The 19,164-nt window shown below is 42.5% G+C and carries 18 protein-coding genes; 8 read left to right on the forward strand and 10 right to left on the reverse strand.

Translation table 11 applies throughout. The features are described from left to right. The first annotated feature begins 308 nt into the window (after positions 1-308). Complete coding sequence (locus EIP89_RS08640; protein WP_124398280.1) at positions 309-824, forward strand: hypothetical protein; 516 nt, start codon at positions 309-311, stop codon at positions 822-824. Between the two features lie 6 nt (positions 825-830). On the opposite strand, the gene EIP89_RS08645 is transcribed toward EIP89_RS08640, so the two are convergent. The 4 genes from EIP89_RS08645 to EIP89_RS08660 form a co-directional block, all read right to left on the reverse strand. Beyond that, a complete protein-coding gene (locus EIP89_RS08645; protein ID WP_124398281.1) occupies positions 831-1,490 on the reverse strand; it encodes a hypothetical protein in 660 nt (219 codons plus the stop codon). Positions 1,491-1,558: 68 nt separating this feature from the next. Beyond that, positions 1,559-1,831 (reverse strand): acylphosphatase, encoded by a 273-nt coding sequence (locus EIP89_RS08650; protein WP_124398282.1) that lies wholly within the window; start codon positions 1,829-1,831, stop codon positions 1,559-1,561. Between the two features lie 63 nt (positions 1,832-1,894). Next, a complete protein-coding gene (locus tag EIP89_RS08655) occupies positions 1,895-2,263 on the reverse strand; it encodes a hypothetical protein (protein ID WP_124398283.1) in 369 nt (122 codons plus the stop codon). Between the two features lie 10 nt (positions 2,264-2,273). Next, complete coding sequence (locus EIP89_RS08660; protein WP_124398284.1) at positions 2,274-2,630, reverse strand: hypothetical protein; 357 nt, start codon at positions 2,628-2,630, stop codon at positions 2,274-2,276. A 118-nt stretch (positions 2,631-2,748) separates the two neighbouring features. Between EIP89_RS08660 and pheS the strand changes: the two genes are divergently transcribed. The 5 genes from pheS (at position 2,749) to EIP89_RS08685 (ending at position 11,106) form a co-directional block, all read left to right on the forward strand. Next, positions 2,749-3,762, forward strand: coding sequence for a phenylalanine--tRNA ligase subunit alpha (gene pheS, locus EIP89_RS08665; protein WP_124398285.1), 1,014 nt, complete (start codon positions 2,749-2,751; stop codon positions 3,760-3,762). A gap of 225 nt (positions 3,763-3,987) precedes the next feature. Beyond that, on the forward strand, positions 3,988-4,710 hold the full coding sequence (locus EIP89_RS08670; protein ID WP_124398286.1) for an alpha/beta hydrolase-fold protein: 723 nt from the start codon (positions 3,988-3,990) through the stop codon (positions 4,708-4,710). Between the two features lie 23 nt (positions 4,711-4,733). Beyond that, complete coding sequence (locus EIP89_RS08675; RefSeq protein WP_124398287.1) at positions 4,734-5,753, forward strand: ATP-grasp domain-containing protein; 1,020 nt, start codon at positions 4,734-4,736, stop codon at positions 5,751-5,753. A gap of 20 nt (positions 5,754-5,773) precedes the next feature. Beyond that, positions 5,774-6,880 carry a carboxylate-amine ligase gene (locus EIP89_RS08680; protein ID WP_124398296.1) on the forward strand — a complete coding sequence of 369 codons (1,107 nt, stop codon included), beginning with the start codon at positions 5,774-5,776 and terminating at the stop codon, positions 6,878-6,880. A gap of 308 nt (positions 6,881-7,188) precedes the next feature. After that, the gene (locus tag EIP89_RS08685) at positions 7,189-11,106 is read left to right on the forward strand and encodes a T9SS type A sorting domain-containing protein (RefSeq protein ID WP_124398288.1); all 3,918 of its coding nucleotides are present in this window, start codon (positions 7,189-7,191) and stop codon (positions 11,104-11,106) included. A gap of 381 nt (positions 11,107-11,487) precedes the next feature. Here the strand turns inward: EIP89_RS08685 and mgtE are convergent, their stop codons facing one another. Together mgtE and rsmA are read right to left on the reverse strand one after the other, a co-directional pair. After that, a complete protein-coding gene (gene mgtE, locus EIP89_RS08690) occupies positions 11,488-12,831 on the reverse strand; it encodes a magnesium transporter (protein ID WP_124398289.1) in 1,344 nt (447 codons plus the stop codon). After that, complete coding sequence (rsmA, locus tag EIP89_RS08695) at positions 12,821-13,606, reverse strand: 16S rRNA (adenine(1518)-N(6)/adenine(1519)-N(6))-dimethyltransferase RsmA (RefSeq protein WP_245966131.1); 786 nt, start codon at positions 13,604-13,606, stop codon at positions 12,821-12,823. The genes mgtE and rsmA overlap by 11 nt, the downstream gene beginning before the upstream one ends. Positions 13,607-13,649: 43 nt before the next feature. Between rsmA and EIP89_RS08700 the strand changes: the two genes are divergently transcribed. Beyond that, positions 13,650-14,333 (forward strand): coiled-coil domain-containing protein, encoded by a 684-nt coding sequence (locus tag EIP89_RS08700; RefSeq protein ID WP_124398290.1) that lies wholly within the window; start codon positions 13,650-13,652, stop codon positions 14,331-14,333. On the opposite strand, the gene mltG is transcribed toward EIP89_RS08700, so the two are convergent. Genes mltG through dapF form a run of 4 tightly spaced genes read right to left on the reverse strand, consistent with a single transcriptional unit; the run spans position 14,326 to position 18,640 of the window. Next, positions 14,326-15,351: an endolytic transglycosylase MltG gene (gene mltG / locus EIP89_RS08705; protein ID WP_124398291.1), complete on the reverse strand. Its 1,026-nt coding sequence runs from the start codon at positions 15,349-15,351 to the stop codon at positions 14,326-14,328. The genes EIP89_RS08700 and mltG overlap by 8 nt on opposite strands. Continuing rightward, the gene (locus tag EIP89_RS08710) at positions 15,348-17,282 is read right to left on the reverse strand and encodes a tetratricopeptide repeat protein (RefSeq protein WP_124398292.1); all 1,935 of its coding nucleotides are present in this window, start codon (positions 17,280-17,282) and stop codon (positions 15,348-15,350) included. Before EIP89_RS08710 ends, mltG begins: the two co-directional genes overlap by 4 nt. A gap of 57 nt (positions 17,283-17,339) precedes the next feature. Continuing rightward, a complete protein-coding gene (locus EIP89_RS08715; RefSeq protein ID WP_124398293.1) occupies positions 17,340-17,858 on the reverse strand; it encodes a GNAT family N-acetyltransferase in 519 nt (172 codons plus the stop codon). After that, positions 17,858-18,640, reverse strand: coding sequence for a diaminopimelate epimerase (dapF, locus tag EIP89_RS08720; protein ID WP_124398294.1), 783 nt, complete (start codon positions 18,638-18,640; stop codon positions 17,858-17,860). Before dapF ends, EIP89_RS08715 begins: the two co-directional genes overlap by 1 nt. A 124-nt stretch (positions 18,641-18,764) precedes the next feature. On the opposite strand from dapF, the gene EIP89_RS08725 reads away from it, so the two are divergent. Then, positions 18,765-19,164, forward strand: a 400-nt coding sequence (locus EIP89_RS08725; protein WP_174706049.1) for a glutathione peroxidase, incomplete at its 3' end; no start/stop codon positions are given.

A 19,164-nucleotide genomic window follows, 5' to 3' on the forward strand; every position in this document is an offset into this window, starting at 1 on the left:
AAACGAGCTTTTCTTTCGATCTGTTTATTTGAAAACATAGAATTAAAGTACAATTAACGAAGTAAATGCCTTATTCTTACATATAGGCGGCTAACAAGCTGATATTTTATGTTTTTAAAATAAATTCATTAAAGCAGTAACGAGATAAAAAAGCTTCCGTAGGTTCAAAATATGTAAGAATATACTAAATAAAAATGTCGTTTAATTAAATTTCAACTTGCAATTATTTCATGTAAAACTACTTATTTTCAATGCTTTCTACAAAATACATTTGCGCAAAATCGCAACCTGATTTTAAATATTTTGAGATGTTTTCGAAAATAGTTCACAGGCTACCAAGGGCCGTGAAATATGTTCTGCTGGCCATCCCGGTAGTTTACGTGCTCATGTTGATTCCCCTGTTTTTCATGTATCCGAAAAACTACATTCCCAATAGAATAAACTTTAATCTCGAATATTTTGATTCGCTTGCCAACGAGTTGGATGGCGACTGCTATCGAATTACGCGCGAATTCATAAAGGAATGTCCCTTTCCTGCCCGCAGAGTACATCTAAATTCGGAACACACCATCGTTGAAATTCAATTAAATGATAAGTGGTATGCGTATGATCCTCTTTACAAAATGTTTTTTAATCGTCAAAATGCAATACAAGTGTCTTTTGACGTAACGAGAGGTTACATTCCTGATTACCTAAAAGATTATCCGTATGTTGAAGCCTTCAAAAAGGTTCGGTTTTACCACAATGTCTATTTCATGATTTTAAATTACACACATCCTTTTTACGACAGTATCCTGAGGATATATTATGGTGTTGTAAAGTGAAGATTATCACTTCTCTGATTTGGTAGTTTTTGTTTCTTGAATCAGCTTATAATAGTAAAAAAGAAATGGTAAAGTAGTGAAGAAAAGTATTGTATTTCGCACATCAAGCTCCTCAGGATTTGTTAAGTAAAAATAAATCATCAGAAGGTAAGAACTGATAATTATAAAAGCAACAAAATGCATATAAAAAGGGATCTTTTTTAGAGCCTTAGAATCAACTTCAATTTCCCACTTCAGATTTTTTATAGCATCAGCTCCGCTTTGATCAACCATTATAGTCCAATTTTCTCCACTAGTTAATTTAAGAATGGCTTGAATGTTTTTTTCATCGTAAGAAAATATGTGCTTAAATAGAATGTTTTTAGAAAGTTCGTTAAAAGGAATTTCTTTAAAAAAATTGCCATTTTCAGAGTAGAAGATTAATGAATTATTTGAAATAGAAAAATATCCATTGGAAAGAATTGAACTTTTAATAAAACGAAATCGCCTAAAATAGATAAGAAATATGACAATAAATGCTGGAAAAATATACACCATTAAATCAATGGCATTAAATGAAATTAAGAGCAGAAGCGAAATAAGTGTTGTAACTACAAGAAACAGAGAAACCTTTAATAGTTCTGCATTCGAACCTTTGAATAAGTTGCATGGGTATTTTGAATCCATTTTTTCTGAGATTATAAACAAAAATGTATCGTAAAAAATGGATTCTTTTTTACTGCATATGCTGTAATTTATCGAATAACTTGGAAGTTTTGGAAAAAGTGCAAAGGCACATATTCCCATTCGACGCGCTCTACGTGCGATGCTGGGCTGCCTTCGTGAAGAAATTTGATGAATTCTTGTAATTGATCGTCAAATCCCTGAGCATATGTTAAAACAGTACCATCAGGCTCATTACGCACATATCCTACTAAATTCAGCTCACGAGCCTTTAGCAAGGTGTATTGTCTAAAATACACGCCCTGCACCTTGCCGTAAACTTTTGCTTTAATACATTTAAACATATGCCTTTTGTCTTTTCAATGACAAAAGAACGAAGACAAATGTTTAGTTGAGACCACTGTGGTTTAAAAACACCCGTCATCGGGATTATTAGTAGGTGTAGCCACTAATTGTATAAAAGCTTCTTCTAATGGTGTAAGTTTGATGTATCCGCAGCCAAGCAACAAGGTAGTAGAGTCGATGCCTTTCTTAGCCTCAACAATAAAAATAGCCTCCTTATCGTAGGTAAAAGCCAGTTCTCCAGCTCGATTGGTGTAACCAGAAAACTGCACTATTGAATTTGGCACATTGGGAGCCACATACACAAAAGCAGAATCAATTGGCTGTCGAGCTTCGTTTACGACGCGAATGCGAAAGTGATAGATAGGGTCTTCTTGACTGCAGGCCGATGCAATAAGCAGGATAAAAAATGCGATAATTAAGTGGTTTCTCATAAAGTAATTCTTATTTACATCCTCTTCTCGGATCACCTTCTGGATAAATGGTTACATCCACAAATATGTTTCCTCGCTGCAATTCAACGACATCACAGCGCTTATACCACCCTTTGCCTACTTCGTATTCTACAATTGCCTTATGATCATACGAGAAGGTGGCTTCGCCTATTTGATTGGTAGTAATGTAGCCGTCTATTAAAGAGTTATCTACTGGAGTGTAGAGATATATAAAGGCGTTTTGAACAGGGCGACCATCGGGTAAGGTGACTCGAAAGGTGACTTTGTAAGGATTATTATCAGGTGAACAAGATATAATAAGCAAAGTAGAAATAAAGAATATTGCTTTTGAGAAAGCTTTTGCCATACTGGATCGTTTAACTGAAATGCAGTTAGCAAATTTAACTTTGTTTAGCGAAAATAGAAACAACTTTGCAGCTCTCTTTATTTGAAAAGCATTTATCATTAAATCAGCAAATTATACTATGCTAAGCTTACCCTACATTCAAGAGCTATCCCAAGAAATTTCAGCGGCCCTACTCTCAACTCCGGAAGAAGTGGAGGCGTTCCGATTGAAATATTTAAGCAAAAAAGGTATAATACCTTCATTGTTTGACGAGTTTAAAACCATAGGTGGAGCTGAGAAGAAAACCTACGGAAAACCGCTCAACGAATTAAAAAAACTGGCTGAAGAAAAGTTTCAATCAGCAAAAAGTACTTTAGAAAATAAGAACCTTACCACTTCATCTAATTGCGATTTTACAAGACCTGCGCATCTATTATCAGTGGGCTCTCGGCATCCTGTATCAATGGTCATCGAAGAAATGATCGAGATTTTTTCGCGCATTGGCTTTACAGTGCTCGATGGACCGGAGATCGAAGATGATTGGCACAACTTTACAGCCTTAAATTTTCCGCCTGATCATCCTGCCCGCGACATGCAGGACACCTTTTTTATCTCCAAAAATCCGGATATGGCCCTACGCACACATACTTCAAATGTGCAAGTGCGAGCTATGGAAACAATGAAACCGCCGATTCGGGTTTTGGCACCGGGTAGGGTGTACAGAAACGAAGCAATCTCAGCGCGCTCACACTGCTTTTTTCATCAGATTGAAGGCCTCTACATCGACAAAAATGTTTCTTTTGCCGATCTGAAACAGACCTTGCTTTATTTTACAGAGTCCTTCTTTGGCAAGAGCAAGATTCGCATGCGGCCCTCCTACTTTCCATTTACCGAGCCTAGCGCTGAGGTAGATGTGTACTGGGGGCTAGAGAATGAAGTGGATTACAGAATCACCAAGGGAACAGGTTGGCTTGAAATTTTAGGTTGTGGCATGGTTGATCCCAACGTACTTCAAGCTTGCGGTATCGATCCGAATGAATACAGTGGGTTTGCCTTTGGCATTGGCATAGAGCGCATTGCGATGAATCGCTATCAAATTCCCGACATTCGCATGCTGAGCGAAAACGACGTACGCTTTTTGCGTCAGTTCTAATTCTGGCTTTAGTTTTTTGTATTTTAGAGTTCGTAATGCAAAAATGGTAAGGCAGAAACCGCCTTACCATTTTTTGTTTCAAAAATATTTTAACCTTTTCTACAAAGAAAAACCGATGTTTCGCTGATGTTTTAGGGTTTTTTCAAAATATATTAAACAAACCTTTAACATTTTTAGGTTTGTAATGGAATTTTTTATTTATTGCATGCCGAATATCTCTGATGTATGACCAACGAAAGATACCTAAAATGGTATTCGCGAGAGCTTAATATGGACATAGAAATGCTGACCTATGGCTACCAGGGCATGCCTCTCATCATTTTCCCTACGAGCTTGGGTCGCTTCTACGAAAGCAAGGATTTTCGGCTTATTCATTCGATTGATTGGTTTTTGAAAGAGGGTTTTTTTAAAATCTATTGTATTGATGGAATCGACCGACTGAGTTGGTACAACAAACACATTCACCCAGCCCAGAGGGTGAAAAATCACATTTGGTACGATTTAATGATTTACAATGAATTGGCTCCTTGGGCAATGCACGAAACCGGTTTCGGTAAAGTGGCAGTGGCTGGATGCAGTTTTGGCGGTTATCACGCCATGAATTTCGGATTAAAACATCCCGATCGCACAAAATACATTATCAGCATGAGCGGGGCGTTTAACATCAAAGGTCGGCTCGATGGATACTACGACGACAATGTGTACTTCAACAATCCCCCCGATTTTCTTCCGAATGCTTGGAACGATCACTTCCGAGACTTGTTCGTTTTCCTCGGGGTGGGTGAGTGGGACATCTGTCTGGGCGACAACTACGAAATGGCCGATATGCTCGGCAAACGCGGCATTCGCAACTGGCTCGACATTCGTCCGCGCGAAGTGCACGACTGGCCTCTGTGGCGGACCATCTTTCCACACTACTTATCAATGATTGTCAACTCTCAAGTGTAACGAAATAAAATCCCCTTACTTCTATGAAAAAAATAGGTATTCTCTTCGGAATGGAAAGGACCTTTCCAAAGGCCTTTGTAGAACGTGTAAACGAGATGAATGTGGACGGTATCACTGCCGAACCGGTAAAGGTAGATGTAGTCCAACAGGCTGTGGGGACACCCTATGCAGTGATCATCGATCGTATTTCACAAGATGTGCCCTTCTATCGCGCTTATCTGAAAAATGCCGCTGCCGCTGGAGCTGCTGTGATCAACAATCCCTTCTGGTGGAGTGCTGATGAAAAGTTTATAAACAACAGTATTGCCATCTCAGTGGGAGTGCCGGTACCTAAAACGGTGCTGTTGCCCAGCTTTGCTCGCCCTGACGATACCACCGACGCTTCATTTACAAACTTAGTATTTCCGCTTTCATGGCAGCAAATCTTTGATTACCTTGGCTTTCCGGTGTTTATGAAACCTCATGCAGGTGGTGGGTGGAAGAGTGTTTTTAAAGTACACAATGTAGATGAACTTTTCAACGCCTATCACCAGACTGGCCAGCTGGTCATGATGGCACAAGAAGCTATTGAATTCGAAGAGTACTATAGGTGCTACTGTATCGGTCGCAAGTATGTGCGCATCATGCCTTATGAACCGCGCAATCCACACCACCTGCGCTATGTGAGCGACAAGAATCCATCGCCAGAGATGGAAAAATTGCTGACCGATTACGTATTAAGGCTTAACAATGCGCTCGGCTATGATTTTAATACAGTTGAATTTGCTGTGCGCGACGGCATTCCTTACGCTATAGACTTCTGCAATCCAGCGCCCGATGCAGATGTGCACTCCGTGGGTCAAGAAAACTTCGAATGGGTCGTAGAGCACGCTGCCAAATACGCCATAGAGCGCGCTCAGCAGCACAAAGAAGGGCAAATGAATCTGACCTGGGGCGACTTTGTGAAACGCTCCGTAGCTGATATGCAGTCTGTAGAAAAGGCTACAAAAGAAAAAAAAGCCTCCTCACCCGCTAAGTCATCTCAAAAGGCTAAAAAACAATAAAAACATTCAACTCTATGGCACTGCCCAAATTCACCCTTGGCGTAGAAGAAGAGTACATGGTAGTTCACCCAGAAACTCGGGAACTGACCAGCCACGAACAAAAGATTGTAGAAATTGCCTCCAAAACTCTCGACGATAAGGTAAAAGCTGAGATGCATCAGGCTGTGGTAGAAGTGGGGACTTCTATCTGCAAGGATGTGCACGAAGTGCGCGATGAAATCAAAAAGCTGCGCAAAAACGTGGCAGAAATTGCCAGCGATTTAGGCTTACGCATCGGCTGCTCCGGTACGCATCCCTTTTCGCACTGGAGCAAGCAGTTGATCACGCCCAATCCGCGCTACGACGAAATTGTAAACGAGATGCAGGAGGCTGCGCGAAGCAATCTCATTTTTGGTCTGCATGTGCACGTAGGCATGCCGAGCAAGTCCATAGCCATGCACATTGCCAATACGATGCGTTACTTTTTACCACACTTATATGCCCTTAGCACAAATTCCCCCTTTTGGGAAGGACGAAATACGGGATTCAAATCCTTCAGAAGCAAGGTATTTGACAAATTTCCGCGTACGGGAATTCCTGACTACTTCTCGAGCTACGAAGATTATATCCGCTATGTGAATTTGCTGGTCAAAACCAATTGCATCGACAATGCGAAAAAAATCTGGTGGGATTTGCGGGTACACCCCTTCTTCGATACCATTGAGTTCCGAATCTGTGACGTACCCATGCGCTGCGAAGAAACAGTGTGTCTCACTGCCCTCTTTCAAGCTTTGGTTGCTAAAATCTACAAATTGCGCGAGCAAAACATGGGCTTTATCATCTACCAGCGCGCCCTTATTAATGAGAATAAATGGCGTGCCAGTCGCTATGGCATTGACGGTAAGCTCATAGACTTTGGCAAAGAAGAAGAGGTGCGAGCGCGTGTGCTGATCGAAGAAATTCTCGACTTTGTAGACGATGTGGTTGATGAGCTTGGCTGCCGTGAAGAAGTATTGTTTGCTCGCAAAATAATGGAAATGGGTACCGGAGCTGATCGTCAGCTGAAGGTGTATGAAGAAAGTGGTGGAGACTTGGTCAAAGTGGTCGATTACATTCTCGAACAGACCATTTGTGATTGTGACTGTTAACAGGTGCTTCAGACTAAAAAACCGGCTTTATGGCCGGTTTTTTATTTTTCCAAAAATTGGAAAACAAACTCATTGCATTTAAATATCCAAATAATATTTCATGCATCATATAATTCCATTTATGAAATAATTGTCCAAAAAAGGGAAATGCAGCAACTTTTCACGCTTCCCGAGAGTTGTCAAATAAAAAGTCAATATTTTTATAAATATCAGTAAATCAATATTATAAGAATGGATTTTTCCCTTTCGTGATTCTTTGTTGAATCAAGCCAGCATTTGGCACACTTTGGGAGAAATTCCTTAACGTTATGAAGACCGTATTTAAAACATTAGCCCTTCTACTCAGTTATCCAGTTGTTGCACAAGTAGCACTTGTGACTAACACCAACGATGCTGGTCCGGGTTCTCTTCGTCAGGCAATTATCACTGCCAACAGCAACCCCTCCATTACCAGCATTCAATTTAGCATTCCAGCTACTGACCCTAATTTTAATGCTGTACACGGAACCTACACCATAGCTGTTGCCAGCATGTTGCCCGATATCACCCGTCAAGGTTTGGTAATAGACGGCTATTCACAAAAAGTGAATCAAACGCCTGCAAATAGCGGCTTTATCGGCTCAGCTATCCCCACCGGTTATCCTGCCAATGGCACTACAGCGCTTATTCCCATTCCAGAAATTCGCATAGTGCCCCGCGATACCAATCTTCAGCGCGGCCTTACCATTGCGGCAAAAAATGTAACCATTCGTGGACTCGGTATTGCCGGATTTGGATTTAACTTCACTAACAACGACGGAAACATTGTACTTCTACCCGGTGCTGATGGTGCTATCATCGAGAACAATGTGCTCGGCTCCATGAACCATACCATTGCCATTCCCACCCCCAACAAAGAAAAAACCGCAGGTAATAACGTGGTAGCTTTTGACGTAAAAAACGGCAAACTCCTCAACAACATCATTGCTTTTGCTGGTTCGATGGGCGCCTTTTTCAACTACCAATGCTCCGGTTGGGAAGTGCGCGGCAACGAATTTGCCGCCAACGGCCGTACTAATGTAATCTGTGACAACATCGATATCGCTTACAAATCTTCAAACTTCCTCTTAGAGCGCAACGCCATGTATGCTGCCGGCGCCAATGGCATTGACCTTCACAACGCCACAGGCAACCACACCATTCGCTTCAATACGATTTTCAACAGCGGCCAACTCCGCGTTGAAAACAGCGGCATCCGCGTATATGGACAAAACAACTACATCCATAACAACAACATCTACGCAAATCACGGTGCAGGCATCATGATCACGACCGATGCCCTCTATAACACCATGCAGTCAAACCGTTTTAAAGACAACGGCAACTATCAGGTAGGTACTTTCCCCAAAACTAACAACATCGCCATCAACCTCAACGCTCCAAGTGAAAACAACCTGCGTGGTACAGCACCTTTTTATACCCTAAATGATTTGAACGACGCTGATAACGGTGGTAATGAATTGCACAACTTCCCTGTAATTGACCAGGCGTACATCCAAGGTGGCATATTCCACGTAAAGGGTTTTGCTCGTCCCGGCGCACAGGTTGAGCTCTACGTGGGTGACCTTTTCACCGGCGCGGTATTTCCACAGGGTATTGAACCACTTGGAATATTTACCGAAGGCTCAGCCGACGATCACGATGCCTCTACCGGCAGCTATGGTCCGGGTGCAGTTAATGGCACATTGGTGGGTCAAGATGCTACAAATCGCTTCCATTTCATCTTGCCTAAGCCAGCTTCAGTAAATGTTGGCACTCTGCTTACTTCCCTCTCTACGCTCAATGGAAATACTTCCGAATTTGGCAACGCTGCCGCTGTAGGCTCTCAGCCAGTAGCTCTCTATCCCTCATTAGAGTGCATTTACCAAAATCAAAACGGCCAGTATGTTGCATCTTTCTCTTACACCAACACGACTTCTTCATCCATCACCATCAATGCAGGTACCAATAATCAGGTGACAGGCGGCACAGTAATCGGTACTTTGCCCACCATCTTCGCTCCCGGTACTACCGCCGGTGCGCTTAAAGTAGCCTTCACTGCTTCAGCGACCTGGACCATCAGTGGCCAATCTGCCACCGCTGATGCGACATCAGTACTCTGCCCTGTGGATCTGGCTGTGACCGCAACCGTGGACAACAGCGCTCCCGATGCCGGAACCAATGTAACCTTCACTATTCAGTTTACCAACCTCTCTACCACTACACCCACAGCTGATGCCATCTTCCTGATCAATCTTCCCGATAGCCTTCAATACATTTCTCATACAGCACCTGGCTTCACCTTCACTCCGGGTACAGGTGTAGTGACCATCCCCTTTGTGAATCCGGGCCAGACCTTTACTCTTACTCTCACCGTAAAAGCCAATGGCTCAGGTCTGCTTACTGCCGGATACGTAAGCTCAGCCCAACCTGACAACAACGCTGCCAATAATACCGCATCTGTCAACATTACCACCCAATGTGCCAGCGGTGGCAACGACGGCGGAATCGAAAGCCATGGCTCCATGTCAGCCGCCATTAATCTGCGCAACTTCAACCGTCTGAAGTCTGGACGTCATCACTTCTACGCTCAGGTAGAGACTCTGCCCCTTAAGGCTGACAAAGGTTCTATGCTGGCTGGTCGCAATGGCCTCTCACTGAGTGACCTCTTCCCGGCTAATGGACCTGAAAACACCATCGGACGCGTAGTGACTCCCAAAGACTTGATGAACATTACCAACGCACTCGATATTTACAGTCTCGACTACTTCCGCACAGGCAGCCGTCGCCTTGGTTCCATTCTCGGCATCGAAACACCTGCCGGCGAAGTGTATGAGCACACAAAAGTCGTTTGCGACCGCCTCAATGGCGCGGCTATCCCTCGTATTTTCCATATGCAGGCAGCCGGTCATCCCTTTATCATGGCCGAAATGAGCCAGGAAAATGGCGACATTGACTACAACATTTCCTTCGTAGTGTATCAATATGCAGATGGCACGTTCGCTATCGACAACCGCTGGAACCTCACTGAATACCGTCCACAGGGCGCTGAGCGCGTGTTCAACTTCCAGGTTTGGACCGTTTCGCCCCACCTCACCGTTAAAATGGTCGAAGAAATTATCGCCCTTGTTGCACAGAACGGCCCCGTAAGTTTCATCAACCAGTCACCTGCCATCATCCCAACCGTGTGGGTAGAAAGCGGCCGCTACATCAATGGCAAGCTTGCCCTCAAGATGCGCAATACCGTATCTGCTACCGATCTGCTCATCGATGGCAGCATTACCCGTCACGAAAATCAGCCTCGCCAACAGCTCTTCTTCCAATACGGCATTCCGGCCGCTGAAGTGAGCTATGTGGAAATTCCTATGGGATATCTCTTTGACGCTGGCTTCTCAATTGTAAACAACGTATCTGGCGGTCGCGACCAACTCTACGTAGCCGACGGCATGTGGGGCATCGACTATGAGCAAGGCGGCCTTCTGCAGCCCACTTTCCAAACTTTTGAAAACCCATCAACCTCCACTACCGACGGTCTCGCACTTGAGCGCGCTGCTATGGCCGGTGGACTTGTTAAGGATTACTTTTCCCTCTACCGTACCCTTCGTCCGGGCGCCAATCGCAGCCTCGAGCTCACCGAATACAACGCCATTCGCTTCACCGCATCTGCCAGTCGGGAAGTACAAGTTGTACTTACCTTACCTAAAAAGTCTATCCGTAACTGGAGCGAACAATTCCGCACTACCATCACCCTCACTCCCGCCAGAGAAGTGTACGAAATCCGATTTGACGAGCTGAAGTCAACCCTTGGCGGTGAGTTTGACCCCAGCGACCTTGTCGCCATCGTATGGACCATCACCGGTCAGGCTGCCCAATTCAGCCCCATCAGCATGATGGTGGAGCAAGCCGCCTTCATACGTAAGCAAACCTCGGCAGATTTCCCCATCAGCACCGGCGAAAAAGGCATCACAGCCTATCCCAATCCTGCCGTTGAATACACCAATCTCCTCTTCGAACTTCCGGCGAATGCACGCACCAGCATCGAAGTCACCGACATCACAGGCCGCCGTGTGAAACTCATCCAGGGCATCGAAGGTAAGCAGGGTCGCAATGAATACCGCCTTGGCACAATTGACCTTGCTCCTGGCAGCTACGTGATTACAGTGCGCAGTGGCCGCATGAAAAAATCTACCACTTTACTTCGAATGTAATTTTATACAAAGCCCAAACTAGTAACCCGGAGCTTTATTGTTTCGGGTTTATTTATTTTTTGGGCGTGCCCCCGGCGAAGCGCCTTCAGCGCTTTCGCCGGGGTCGGCGTGCTACGGGGTCCGCTTCGCTACCGTGCTTCGGCTCTGCTGCGCTTCGCCTACGCACCGCGCTACCGCGCGCCCTCCGCATGCCTCACGCGTGCGCGGCTTTATGCCGCGCTGAATCAAGTTGTTTTTAATTCCTGATAACAAGGCAAATATTTAGAGCTGTATATATTAGGACCTAAAAATCAGAAAATTATCGGCCTTAAAAAGGAAAAGCAATTGAGCGGGTGTAAAGCTATCTAAGCTTCTATAACGAATTCCTGTACAATGTTGAGCTTACATTATCAATTTGGCCACTGAAAAATAAATGAAGAGTCCAATCACATCGTTTGTCGTAGTTACAAAAGGTCCAGTGGCCACGGCAGGGTCTATCTTAAACTTATTAAGTGTAAGTGGTACTAACGTGCCAAACATAGCTGCAAATACAATCACCGATACCAAAGCTATCGATACCGTGATGCTCAGATTAAACGGCTTGCCCAAGGCAGCCGTCACAGCAAACATCAGCGAGGCACATACCAGAGCCGTCACCAAGCCAACGCCAAGGTCCTTGAGCAGTTTTTGAAGAATGGACTCGTTAAAGGAATCATTAGCGAGCGACTGTACCACAAGAGCGGCTGACTGCACCCCTACATTGCCCCCGGTAGCAGCAATCAAAGGCATAAAAGCAGCCATTTCCGGATATTGAGAGATATCAAAAAAATCCACAACACGCGAACTGATAACTCCCCCCAGCATTCCGATCAACAACCACGGCAACCGCGCCTTTGACAGGGCGAAAATCGAGTCGGCACTTTCTACATCCTGTGCCAAGCCCGATGCCATCTGATAGTCGCGCTCGGCCTCTTCCTTCATCACGTCCATCACGTCGTCGAAGGTGATTCTTCCCATCAACCTTCCTTCGTGATCTACCACCGGTATCACCACAAGGTCGTACTTGCGCATTAGTCGAGCTACCTCTTCTACATGCGTATCGGTAGTTACTTTTATGATTTTTCGGTCATACACCTCCGATACAGGAGTTTTCGTAGAGGTAGTGAGCAGTTTTTTAAGTGATAGGGTTCCGAGCAATCGGTCGTCGTCATCTACCACATAGATGGCATGCACCTGATCCACCTTTTCGGCCTGTCGGCGCATCTCTCTCAGGCAGCGCATCAGCTTCCACGAGGCATTTACCTTCACCAATTCTTTGGCCATGATGGATCCTGCCGTGTCTTCGGCATAGTTGAGCAAATCGGCAATCTCACGAGCCTGATCAGGGTCTTCCAGGCTCTGAAGCACCTCGTGAATTTTTTCTTGCGGTAGTTCGGAGATGATATCAGCAGCGTCGTCAGAGTCGAGGTTTTCAATTACCTCTTGTGCCAACTCTTTACCCGAATACTCCTGAAGCAGCGAAGCCCGTACTTCTTCGTCGAGCTCTACAATTACTTCGGCAGCTCTTTCCTCAGGCAAGGCGTACAACAGTGCTTTAGCCTGCTCAAGATCAAGGCGCTCCAGAAGTTCAGCGACATCTTCTGGGTGAAATTCTTCGATTTCAGCCAAAACGCGATCTATCGAGCTGCTTTCGAGCAGTTCCGAAATTCTGTCAACGATTGACTGATTGAGCTTTTTAGTGTGCAAGGGCTACTGCCTTTGATAGTTCTACAAATTCGAAAGGAGAGAGCTGTTCGGCCCGGCGGTCAAAAATAGAATCCTTCAGCATTTCAGCCGGTATGTTAAGTGATTTTAATGCGTTTCGCAGGGTTTTCCTTCGTTGGTTAAAGGCAGTTTTTACAAAATATTTTACTTGCTCATATGCAGAGTCGCTGCAGAGAGGTGTTTCTAATCTTTTTAAACTAATCACACCAGAGCGCACTTTTGGGGGTGGATTGAAGTTGCCGGGTTCTACTGTTAAGTGGTATTCTACAGTATAAAAGAGTTGAGTCAATACTGACAGAATGCCGTAATCTTTACTGCCCGGTTTTGCGCCAATCCGCTCTGCTACTTCTTTCTGAAACATCCCTGCCATGTAGGGTATTACATTTCGATTTTCCAAAATTTTAAATACAATTTGCGAGGAAATGTTATACGGAAAATTTCCGACGACAGCAAATTCACTACCGTCAAAAAATTTTTGAATATCAGCTTTCAGAAAATCACCTTGTATTACTTCTATTTCAGGAAAATTTCTTTTCAGATAAGTTGCTGATTCATCGTCTATTTCTATGGTTTTTAGGTGAATAGTGGGTTCAAGTAAATATTCGGTAAGCATTCCCATGCCTGGGCCTATTTCAAGAATGTTTCGTAACCCACCTCTTTTTCCAAGTGCAGCTATGTTTTTGGCTATATCCCTGTTTTTCAGAAAATGCTGTCCAAAAAACTTCTTTGGCTTTACTCCAGCAGTCAATTTTTTCAATTTATTACATCAAAAGTATTATATTAGCAAAAAAAAGATACCCATGAAAAGTTTAATTCTTGTCTTTTTAGTAGTTTCTACCGGAGCGTCATTTGCTCAAAATGAATTAACTCAGCTGAGAATCAATGAACTTACTAAACAAAAAAATGCTCTTGAAATTGAAATCGAACAATTTAATCAACAGATTCAAAAAGTTGAAGCGCAGTTAGCATCAGCTATTGAGAAAAAATCTTCTATACAATCGCAAATACAATCCCGCTCTGAAGTATTAAGTCAAAATCAGGCAGCTATTGAAGGATATGATCTCGATCAAATGAATGCTTCAATAGCGGAATTTGAAAAGTCAATACGTTCAAATTCTAAAACCATAAAAAAATTGACCAGAAAAGTAGAAAAAAACAATCGAATTATCGAAAAATTAGTAAAAGAAAACGAACAAAATAAAATTCAGATTGCTCTGCTTGAACAGCAAAATGAAACTACTGCTTCAGAAATAGCTGCTATAAGAGAAACCATAAAATCTAAAAATCTTAACAGAACAACCAAAAAACTCAATAAAACTGAAAAACAAATCACAAAACTCAATCAACAAAAGGTAAAAATCAACGGTGAAATTGAATATCTTACCAAACAAAAAAATGAACTTGAAATAAAACGCGATGCAGCATTACGACGCCTTGATAACGTTGTACAGACTTTAAAAATGGAAGAGGCGAAACTCAATTAATATTCAGCGAATTTACCCAGGTTCTGTATCGTGCAGCATTTCTGAGATGCTCCTGATAATCTGAGGTGAACAAATGATATCCTGGTCTCTTCGGATCAGCACACATGTATAAGAAAGAGTGCTCCTTAGCATTTAATACCGAGAGCAATGCCGTCTTTGATGGAAATAATATTGGTCCAGGTGGGAGTCCTTTGTACAAATAAGTATTGTATGGGGAATTGATCGTCAGGTCTTTAAAATAGACTCTTTTAGAACGAACGCCTTTTTCCAATTGTGTTGCATACACCACTGTTGGGTCGGCCTGTAGGGGAATGTTCTTGCGCAAACGGTTTAAATAAAGCCCCGCCACAACGGGCATTTCATCCGCCTTTTTAGTTTCGCTTTCTACTATCGATGCAAGTATGCCTACCTCTTCAGGACTAAGCCCAATTTTTGATGCCTTTTTTACGCGCTCTTCGTTCCAAAATTTTTTGTAGTTGTCATACATTTTCTGCGTAAACTTTTCAGGCGAAGTATTCCAATAAAATTCATAGGTATCTGGAATAAACATTAAGGGAAATGTCTCTTTCGAAAATCCATACTTTTTTGAGGTATTTTCAGTATTGAAATGGAATAAAAAAGTTGCGGAATCTGATTCGAGATTTTGGGAAAGAATTTTGGACAATTCTTCGAAAAAAGAAATATTATTAAATATCACTTTTACAGGAACTTGTCTCCCGGTTCGGAGCATATTGATAAGTTCTTTATTCGTCAAGTTCTCCGTGAGATGATATTTTCCGGGCTTTACAAGTGTAGGATACTTCATTAATCTCGCTGCTAAATCAAAACTTCGGATATCTTTTAAAACACCATTGTGCTTTAAGCTGTCTAATATTACAGAGTACTCAGCCCCGGTAGATATATATAAATCAAACGATTTTATAGCAATGTTTTTTGTTTGAAAAACATAAAAATAAAACGCTAACGCAGCAAGTGTTGCTACAAATCCGACTCCAAAAAGGTATTTAAAAAATTTCATGGAAGTATGGATTGATATTCTGTGTAAAGATCTGGCAAGTAATCTCTGAGTTTTTGTTTTATTTCTATGAGCTTTTTTTGTTGTTTTGTGATGATGTAGAGGTTAATGAGATTTCGGTATCCTAATGCATAGTCTGGTTTTTCAGCAAGTGATTTTAAAAGAAATTTTTCTGCTGCTTCGTATTCTTTTTTCTGCATTAAAATGTATCCAATGTTTCCATTTACATCCTGAAAATGAGGTATGGATTGATGGACTTCCTTCAGCAGATTTAGCGCGTTTTCATATTCACCTATTTTTGCTAAAGATAAAGCGTATTTTATTTTAAAATCGTAATGGTATGGGGCAAGTTGATAGGCTTTTTGATAAAATTTCATCGCTTCCTCATTTCCGTACACAGTTGAGGTTAAGTGTGCAACTCTGTACCAAAACCAAGCGTTTTCATTGCTAAATGTGGTAGTATTAAAGCCCTCATTGTCTATTAATCGAAAAACAATAGGAAATAGATTTCTGAACAATTGTCCATCGTTTCGCAGATAGCTCAAATGAATCCATTCTCTGATATAGCCCTCTTTATCTACATTTTTAAGGAGTAGTGCTGCGCTATCGAGGTACCAAGGCAGTGCTTCGAAGCGTTCGAATTGCTGTAAATATGCTTTTATTTTGCTTCGCAGGGTAGGGGTGGGGTTATTAATAGCTTGCAGCGCGATGATTTTTTCAGCTTTTTGCTTATTGCTTATCTTTTTGTGAATGCCAATTTTGTGGTCGTGAATGGTCACGTGCGGAATATCGATGCTACCCGATACCGGCATGTGGCACGAAACGCAATTGTCATCTGCAGCTTGTCGATGTGGGGATTTTTCGCTGCAGTCTGTCGATGTGTGGCACGATTGGCATTTTTCGTTAAAGTATTTATCGCCGAGCTTACGGCTGCTTACGTGTGGATTGTGGCACGTGGTGCAGTCCATCTTGTTTTTCGATTTGATGAAACACTTGCTCTGCGACAATCTGTCAGCATGCGATGCCATGATAAAATGTTCGTCGTCTTCATACCTCGGCAGATAGACGTCCATTACCTCCCGAAGCATCATGCCTGGTCTGAAGTCAAAAAAGGATTTTCCTTCGGCCAGCACCGCATTTCCTTGCAGATGGCATCGCTGACAGAGTTCAAACCTCAGTTTTACGGGCAATCTTTTGGGATTTACGATGCTGTAATCGGGCAACTTAGAAGTATCTGTGATATTGCCGCTCAATATTTTGGCTACATGACCACTTCCGGGGCCATGGCAGCGCTCACAGTCAATGCCCATCGGCACTTGTTCAAACTTGTTTTCACTCCCTTTTACAAAGCCCGTAGGCATCGCGTTGTGGCAGCTCATGCACTCCAGACCTATTGGGCGACTGTAGCGGCTATTGTGCCCTTCTTCAAATCCGGGGGGAAGGTCGAGTTTGCCTGATTGTGTGTAGAAAGTAAAAGGCGCTTGAAAGAGATATCCGTTACAATTGATGATGTGCGAATTGGTGTGATGGCCAGAACCGATGATGTAGCTAATTTCCGTGGTTTTATGGTAAATGGTATCGCTGCCCTTTAATCGAAATTCTAAAAGTTTTAAGTGCTCCTTGTCGAAGTAGGGCTTGTACCAGTAGCCGGAATAGGCATCAAAGAAAGCATTTACGGCAGCAGGAATGGCTGATTTATGAGTATCGGCAAGGCCGAAGCTGCTTCCCATGCCTGTGTGTATGAAGGTGGAATAAATGTCGTAGTGGCAGTTTTTACAGGTTTCAATTCCGACGTAGGTTAGAGTATCGCCATTAGCCCAAAACAAATTTTCAAAGTGCTCAACATCCTCTTCGGGTGAAGTACTGCATGAAAAGTAAAAAGCTGGAATTATGAGAAGAAAAGCTAAAGCGATAAGTTTGGGAATCCGATACATTAGCACCTTTACATTTCCGCAAAGATCTATTCAACGTTGATTTTCAGATACTCGAGTTTAATATATCAAGAATTTCTGATAAAAAAACACATCAAAAAACTTGCCCTCTTTCCTGATCCAGTGTTTGTGTATGCCTGTGCGCTCAAAACCGCTTTTTTCAAATAATCGGATACTAGCCTCATTGAATTCAGGAACTTCTGCATAAACCTGATGGAGGCCTAGAAAAGTTTTCCCGTGTTTAATAATCAATTCCACTGCTTTGGTGCCAAATCCCTTTAACCGGAATTCCTCGGCTATAATTAAGCCAATGGCAGCTCGCTGGTGCAAGGGGTGGTAATCATAAAAATCAATTAAACCAATTCTATATGAGTCAATATAAACTACATATCGCTGCTGACCGGTAATGGCGATGTCTTGTCCTGAATTTTCGAGATATTTTTTTAAAGTGTAATGACTCCAGGGTGAAATGGTGTCACTTACCCACCAGTTGAGTCGATCATTCTCCATTTTTATTAAAAACGGAAGATCTTGGGGCTCGGGTGCGCGTATGTCCAATTTATCAAGATTGCTAACCATCACATTATCCAGTATTTACCCTCAAACACAAACTTGGCTTCGCCCGTTAAAGAAACATGTTCAAAAGTACTGCCTTTTTTTGAAAAACCGACCCTTAAAGTACCACCTTTTGTGACTACAGTCACTGATTCATTGATTCCATATATTTCAGAGGCAACTAATGCAGCTGCCGTTACGCCTGTACCGCAACTCAGAGTTTCGGCTTCTACACCTCGTTCGTATGTACGAACATAAATTTTTGAATTTTCAATCGGTGCTGACATAAAGTTCACATTCACACCTCCCGTCGTCTGATAGCAAGGGTCATAACGAAGGGTGCGGCCTTCACTTTCTACAGATATTTGCTCTGGATCCGATACAGGCACTACCAGATGGGGTGAGCCTGTATGTATAAAAAATCCATTTGTATCACGAAGTGGTTGAGCCTTCACATGCAGCTCAAGGCTCACTACATCTTCTATGATCCATGCTTTATGCAACCCGTCGATTGCCCGGAAAGTGGTGTGTTTGTCTATCAAGCCAAGCATTTTAGCAAAGGCTACAATACATCTTCCGCCATTTCCGCACATGGTACTTTCATGGCCATCAGCATTGTAATAAACCATTCTGAAATCAACTTCATCGTCGTTTTCCAGTAAAATGAGACCATCAGCCCCAACTCCAAATCGCCGATGACACATATTGGCAATAATATCCTTTTCTTTTTTAAAAGTTTCATCTCTGTTATCTACGATTATGAAGTCATTTCCAGTGCCTTGGTATTTATAAAATTTTATATCCACTCTTTCAGAATTTTAAAAAACAAATGAATGAAAAACTAGACATTCAAATTCTTCAAAACTGTTGAAAAAATCGCTTTGATTTATGAACCTAATTCATTTTTATATTGTATTAGATCAAAAAAGTATGAATAGAGCATTTCTTCCATTTTTGATGTCCTTTTCTTTTTCTTTATTGATAGCCAGCGGTCTCAAAGATTATTTGTCAACTTTTTCTAAAAGCATGCAATCTCAACCGAAACTTTCTTTTTACGAACTGAAAGCCAAAACACTTGAAGGCAAGGATTTTTCTTTTGCCAGCCTAAAAGGCAAACGGGTTCTCATAGTAAATGTGGCCTCTGAATGTGGGTTTACCCCTCAGTACAAAAAACTTCAAAAACTTTTTGAAGACTACAAAGACAAAAACTTCGTGATACTTGCTTTTCCGTGTAACGATTTTGGCGGGCAAGAACCAGGCTCTGCCACTGAAATCAAGTCGTTTTGTGAAAAAAATTACGGTGTCACCTTCCAACTAATGGAAAAAGTGT

Origin of the sequence: Thermaurantimonas aggregans (assembly GCF_003851885.1) — a bacterium.
In the GTDB taxonomy this organism is placed as follows: domain Bacteria; phylum Bacteroidota; class Bacteroidia; order Flavobacteriales; family Schleiferiaceae; genus Thermaurantimonas; species Thermaurantimonas aggregans.

Excerpts from the sequence above, each read along its gene's own strand:
- EIP89_RS08640 (WP_124398280.1), top strand. The coding sequence starts at position 309 with ATGTTTTCGAAAATAGTTCACAGGCTACCAAGGGCCGTGAAATATGTT.
- EIP89_RS08645 (WP_124398281.1), bottom strand. The coding sequence starts at position 1,490 with ATGGATTCAAAATACCCATGCAACTTATTCAAAGGTTCGAATGCAGAA.
- EIP89_RS08650 (WP_124398282.1), bottom strand. The coding sequence starts at position 1,831 with ATGTTTAAATGTATTAAAGCAAAAGTTTACGGCAAGGTGCAGGGCGTG.
- EIP89_RS08655 (WP_124398283.1), bottom strand. The coding sequence starts at position 2,263 with ATGAGAAACCACTTAATTATCGCATTTTTTATCCTGCTTATTGCATCG.
- EIP89_RS08660 (WP_124398284.1), bottom strand. The coding sequence starts at position 2,630 with ATGGCAAAAGCTTTCTCAAAAGCAATATTCTTTATTTCTACTTTGCTT.
- pheS (WP_124398285.1), top strand. The coding sequence starts at position 2,749 with ATGCTAAGCTTACCCTACATTCAAGAGCTATCCCAAGAAATTTCAGCG.
- EIP89_RS08670 (WP_124398286.1), top strand. The coding sequence starts at position 3,988 with ATGACCAACGAAAGATACCTAAAATGGTATTCGCGAGAGCTTAATATG.
- EIP89_RS08675 (WP_124398287.1), top strand. The coding sequence starts at position 4,734 with ATGAAAAAAATAGGTATTCTCTTCGGAATGGAAAGGACCTTTCCAAAG.
- EIP89_RS08685 (WP_124398288.1), top strand. The coding sequence starts at position 7,189 with ATGAAGACCGTATTTAAAACATTAGCCCTTCTACTCAGTTATCCAGTT.
- EIP89_RS08700 (WP_124398290.1), top strand. The coding sequence starts at position 13,650 with ATGAAAAGTTTAATTCTTGTCTTTTTAGTAGTTTCTACCGGAGCGTCA.
- mltG (WP_124398291.1), bottom strand. The coding sequence starts at position 15,351 with ATGAAATTTTTTAAATACCTTTTTGGAGTCGGATTTGTAGCAACACTT.
- EIP89_RS08710 (WP_124398292.1), bottom strand. The coding sequence starts at position 17,282 with ATGTATCGGATTCCCAAACTTATCGCTTTAGCTTTTCTTCTCATAATT.
- EIP89_RS08715 (WP_124398293.1), bottom strand. The coding sequence starts at position 17,858 with ATGGTTAGCAATCTTGATAAATTGGACATACGCGCACCCGAGCCCCAA.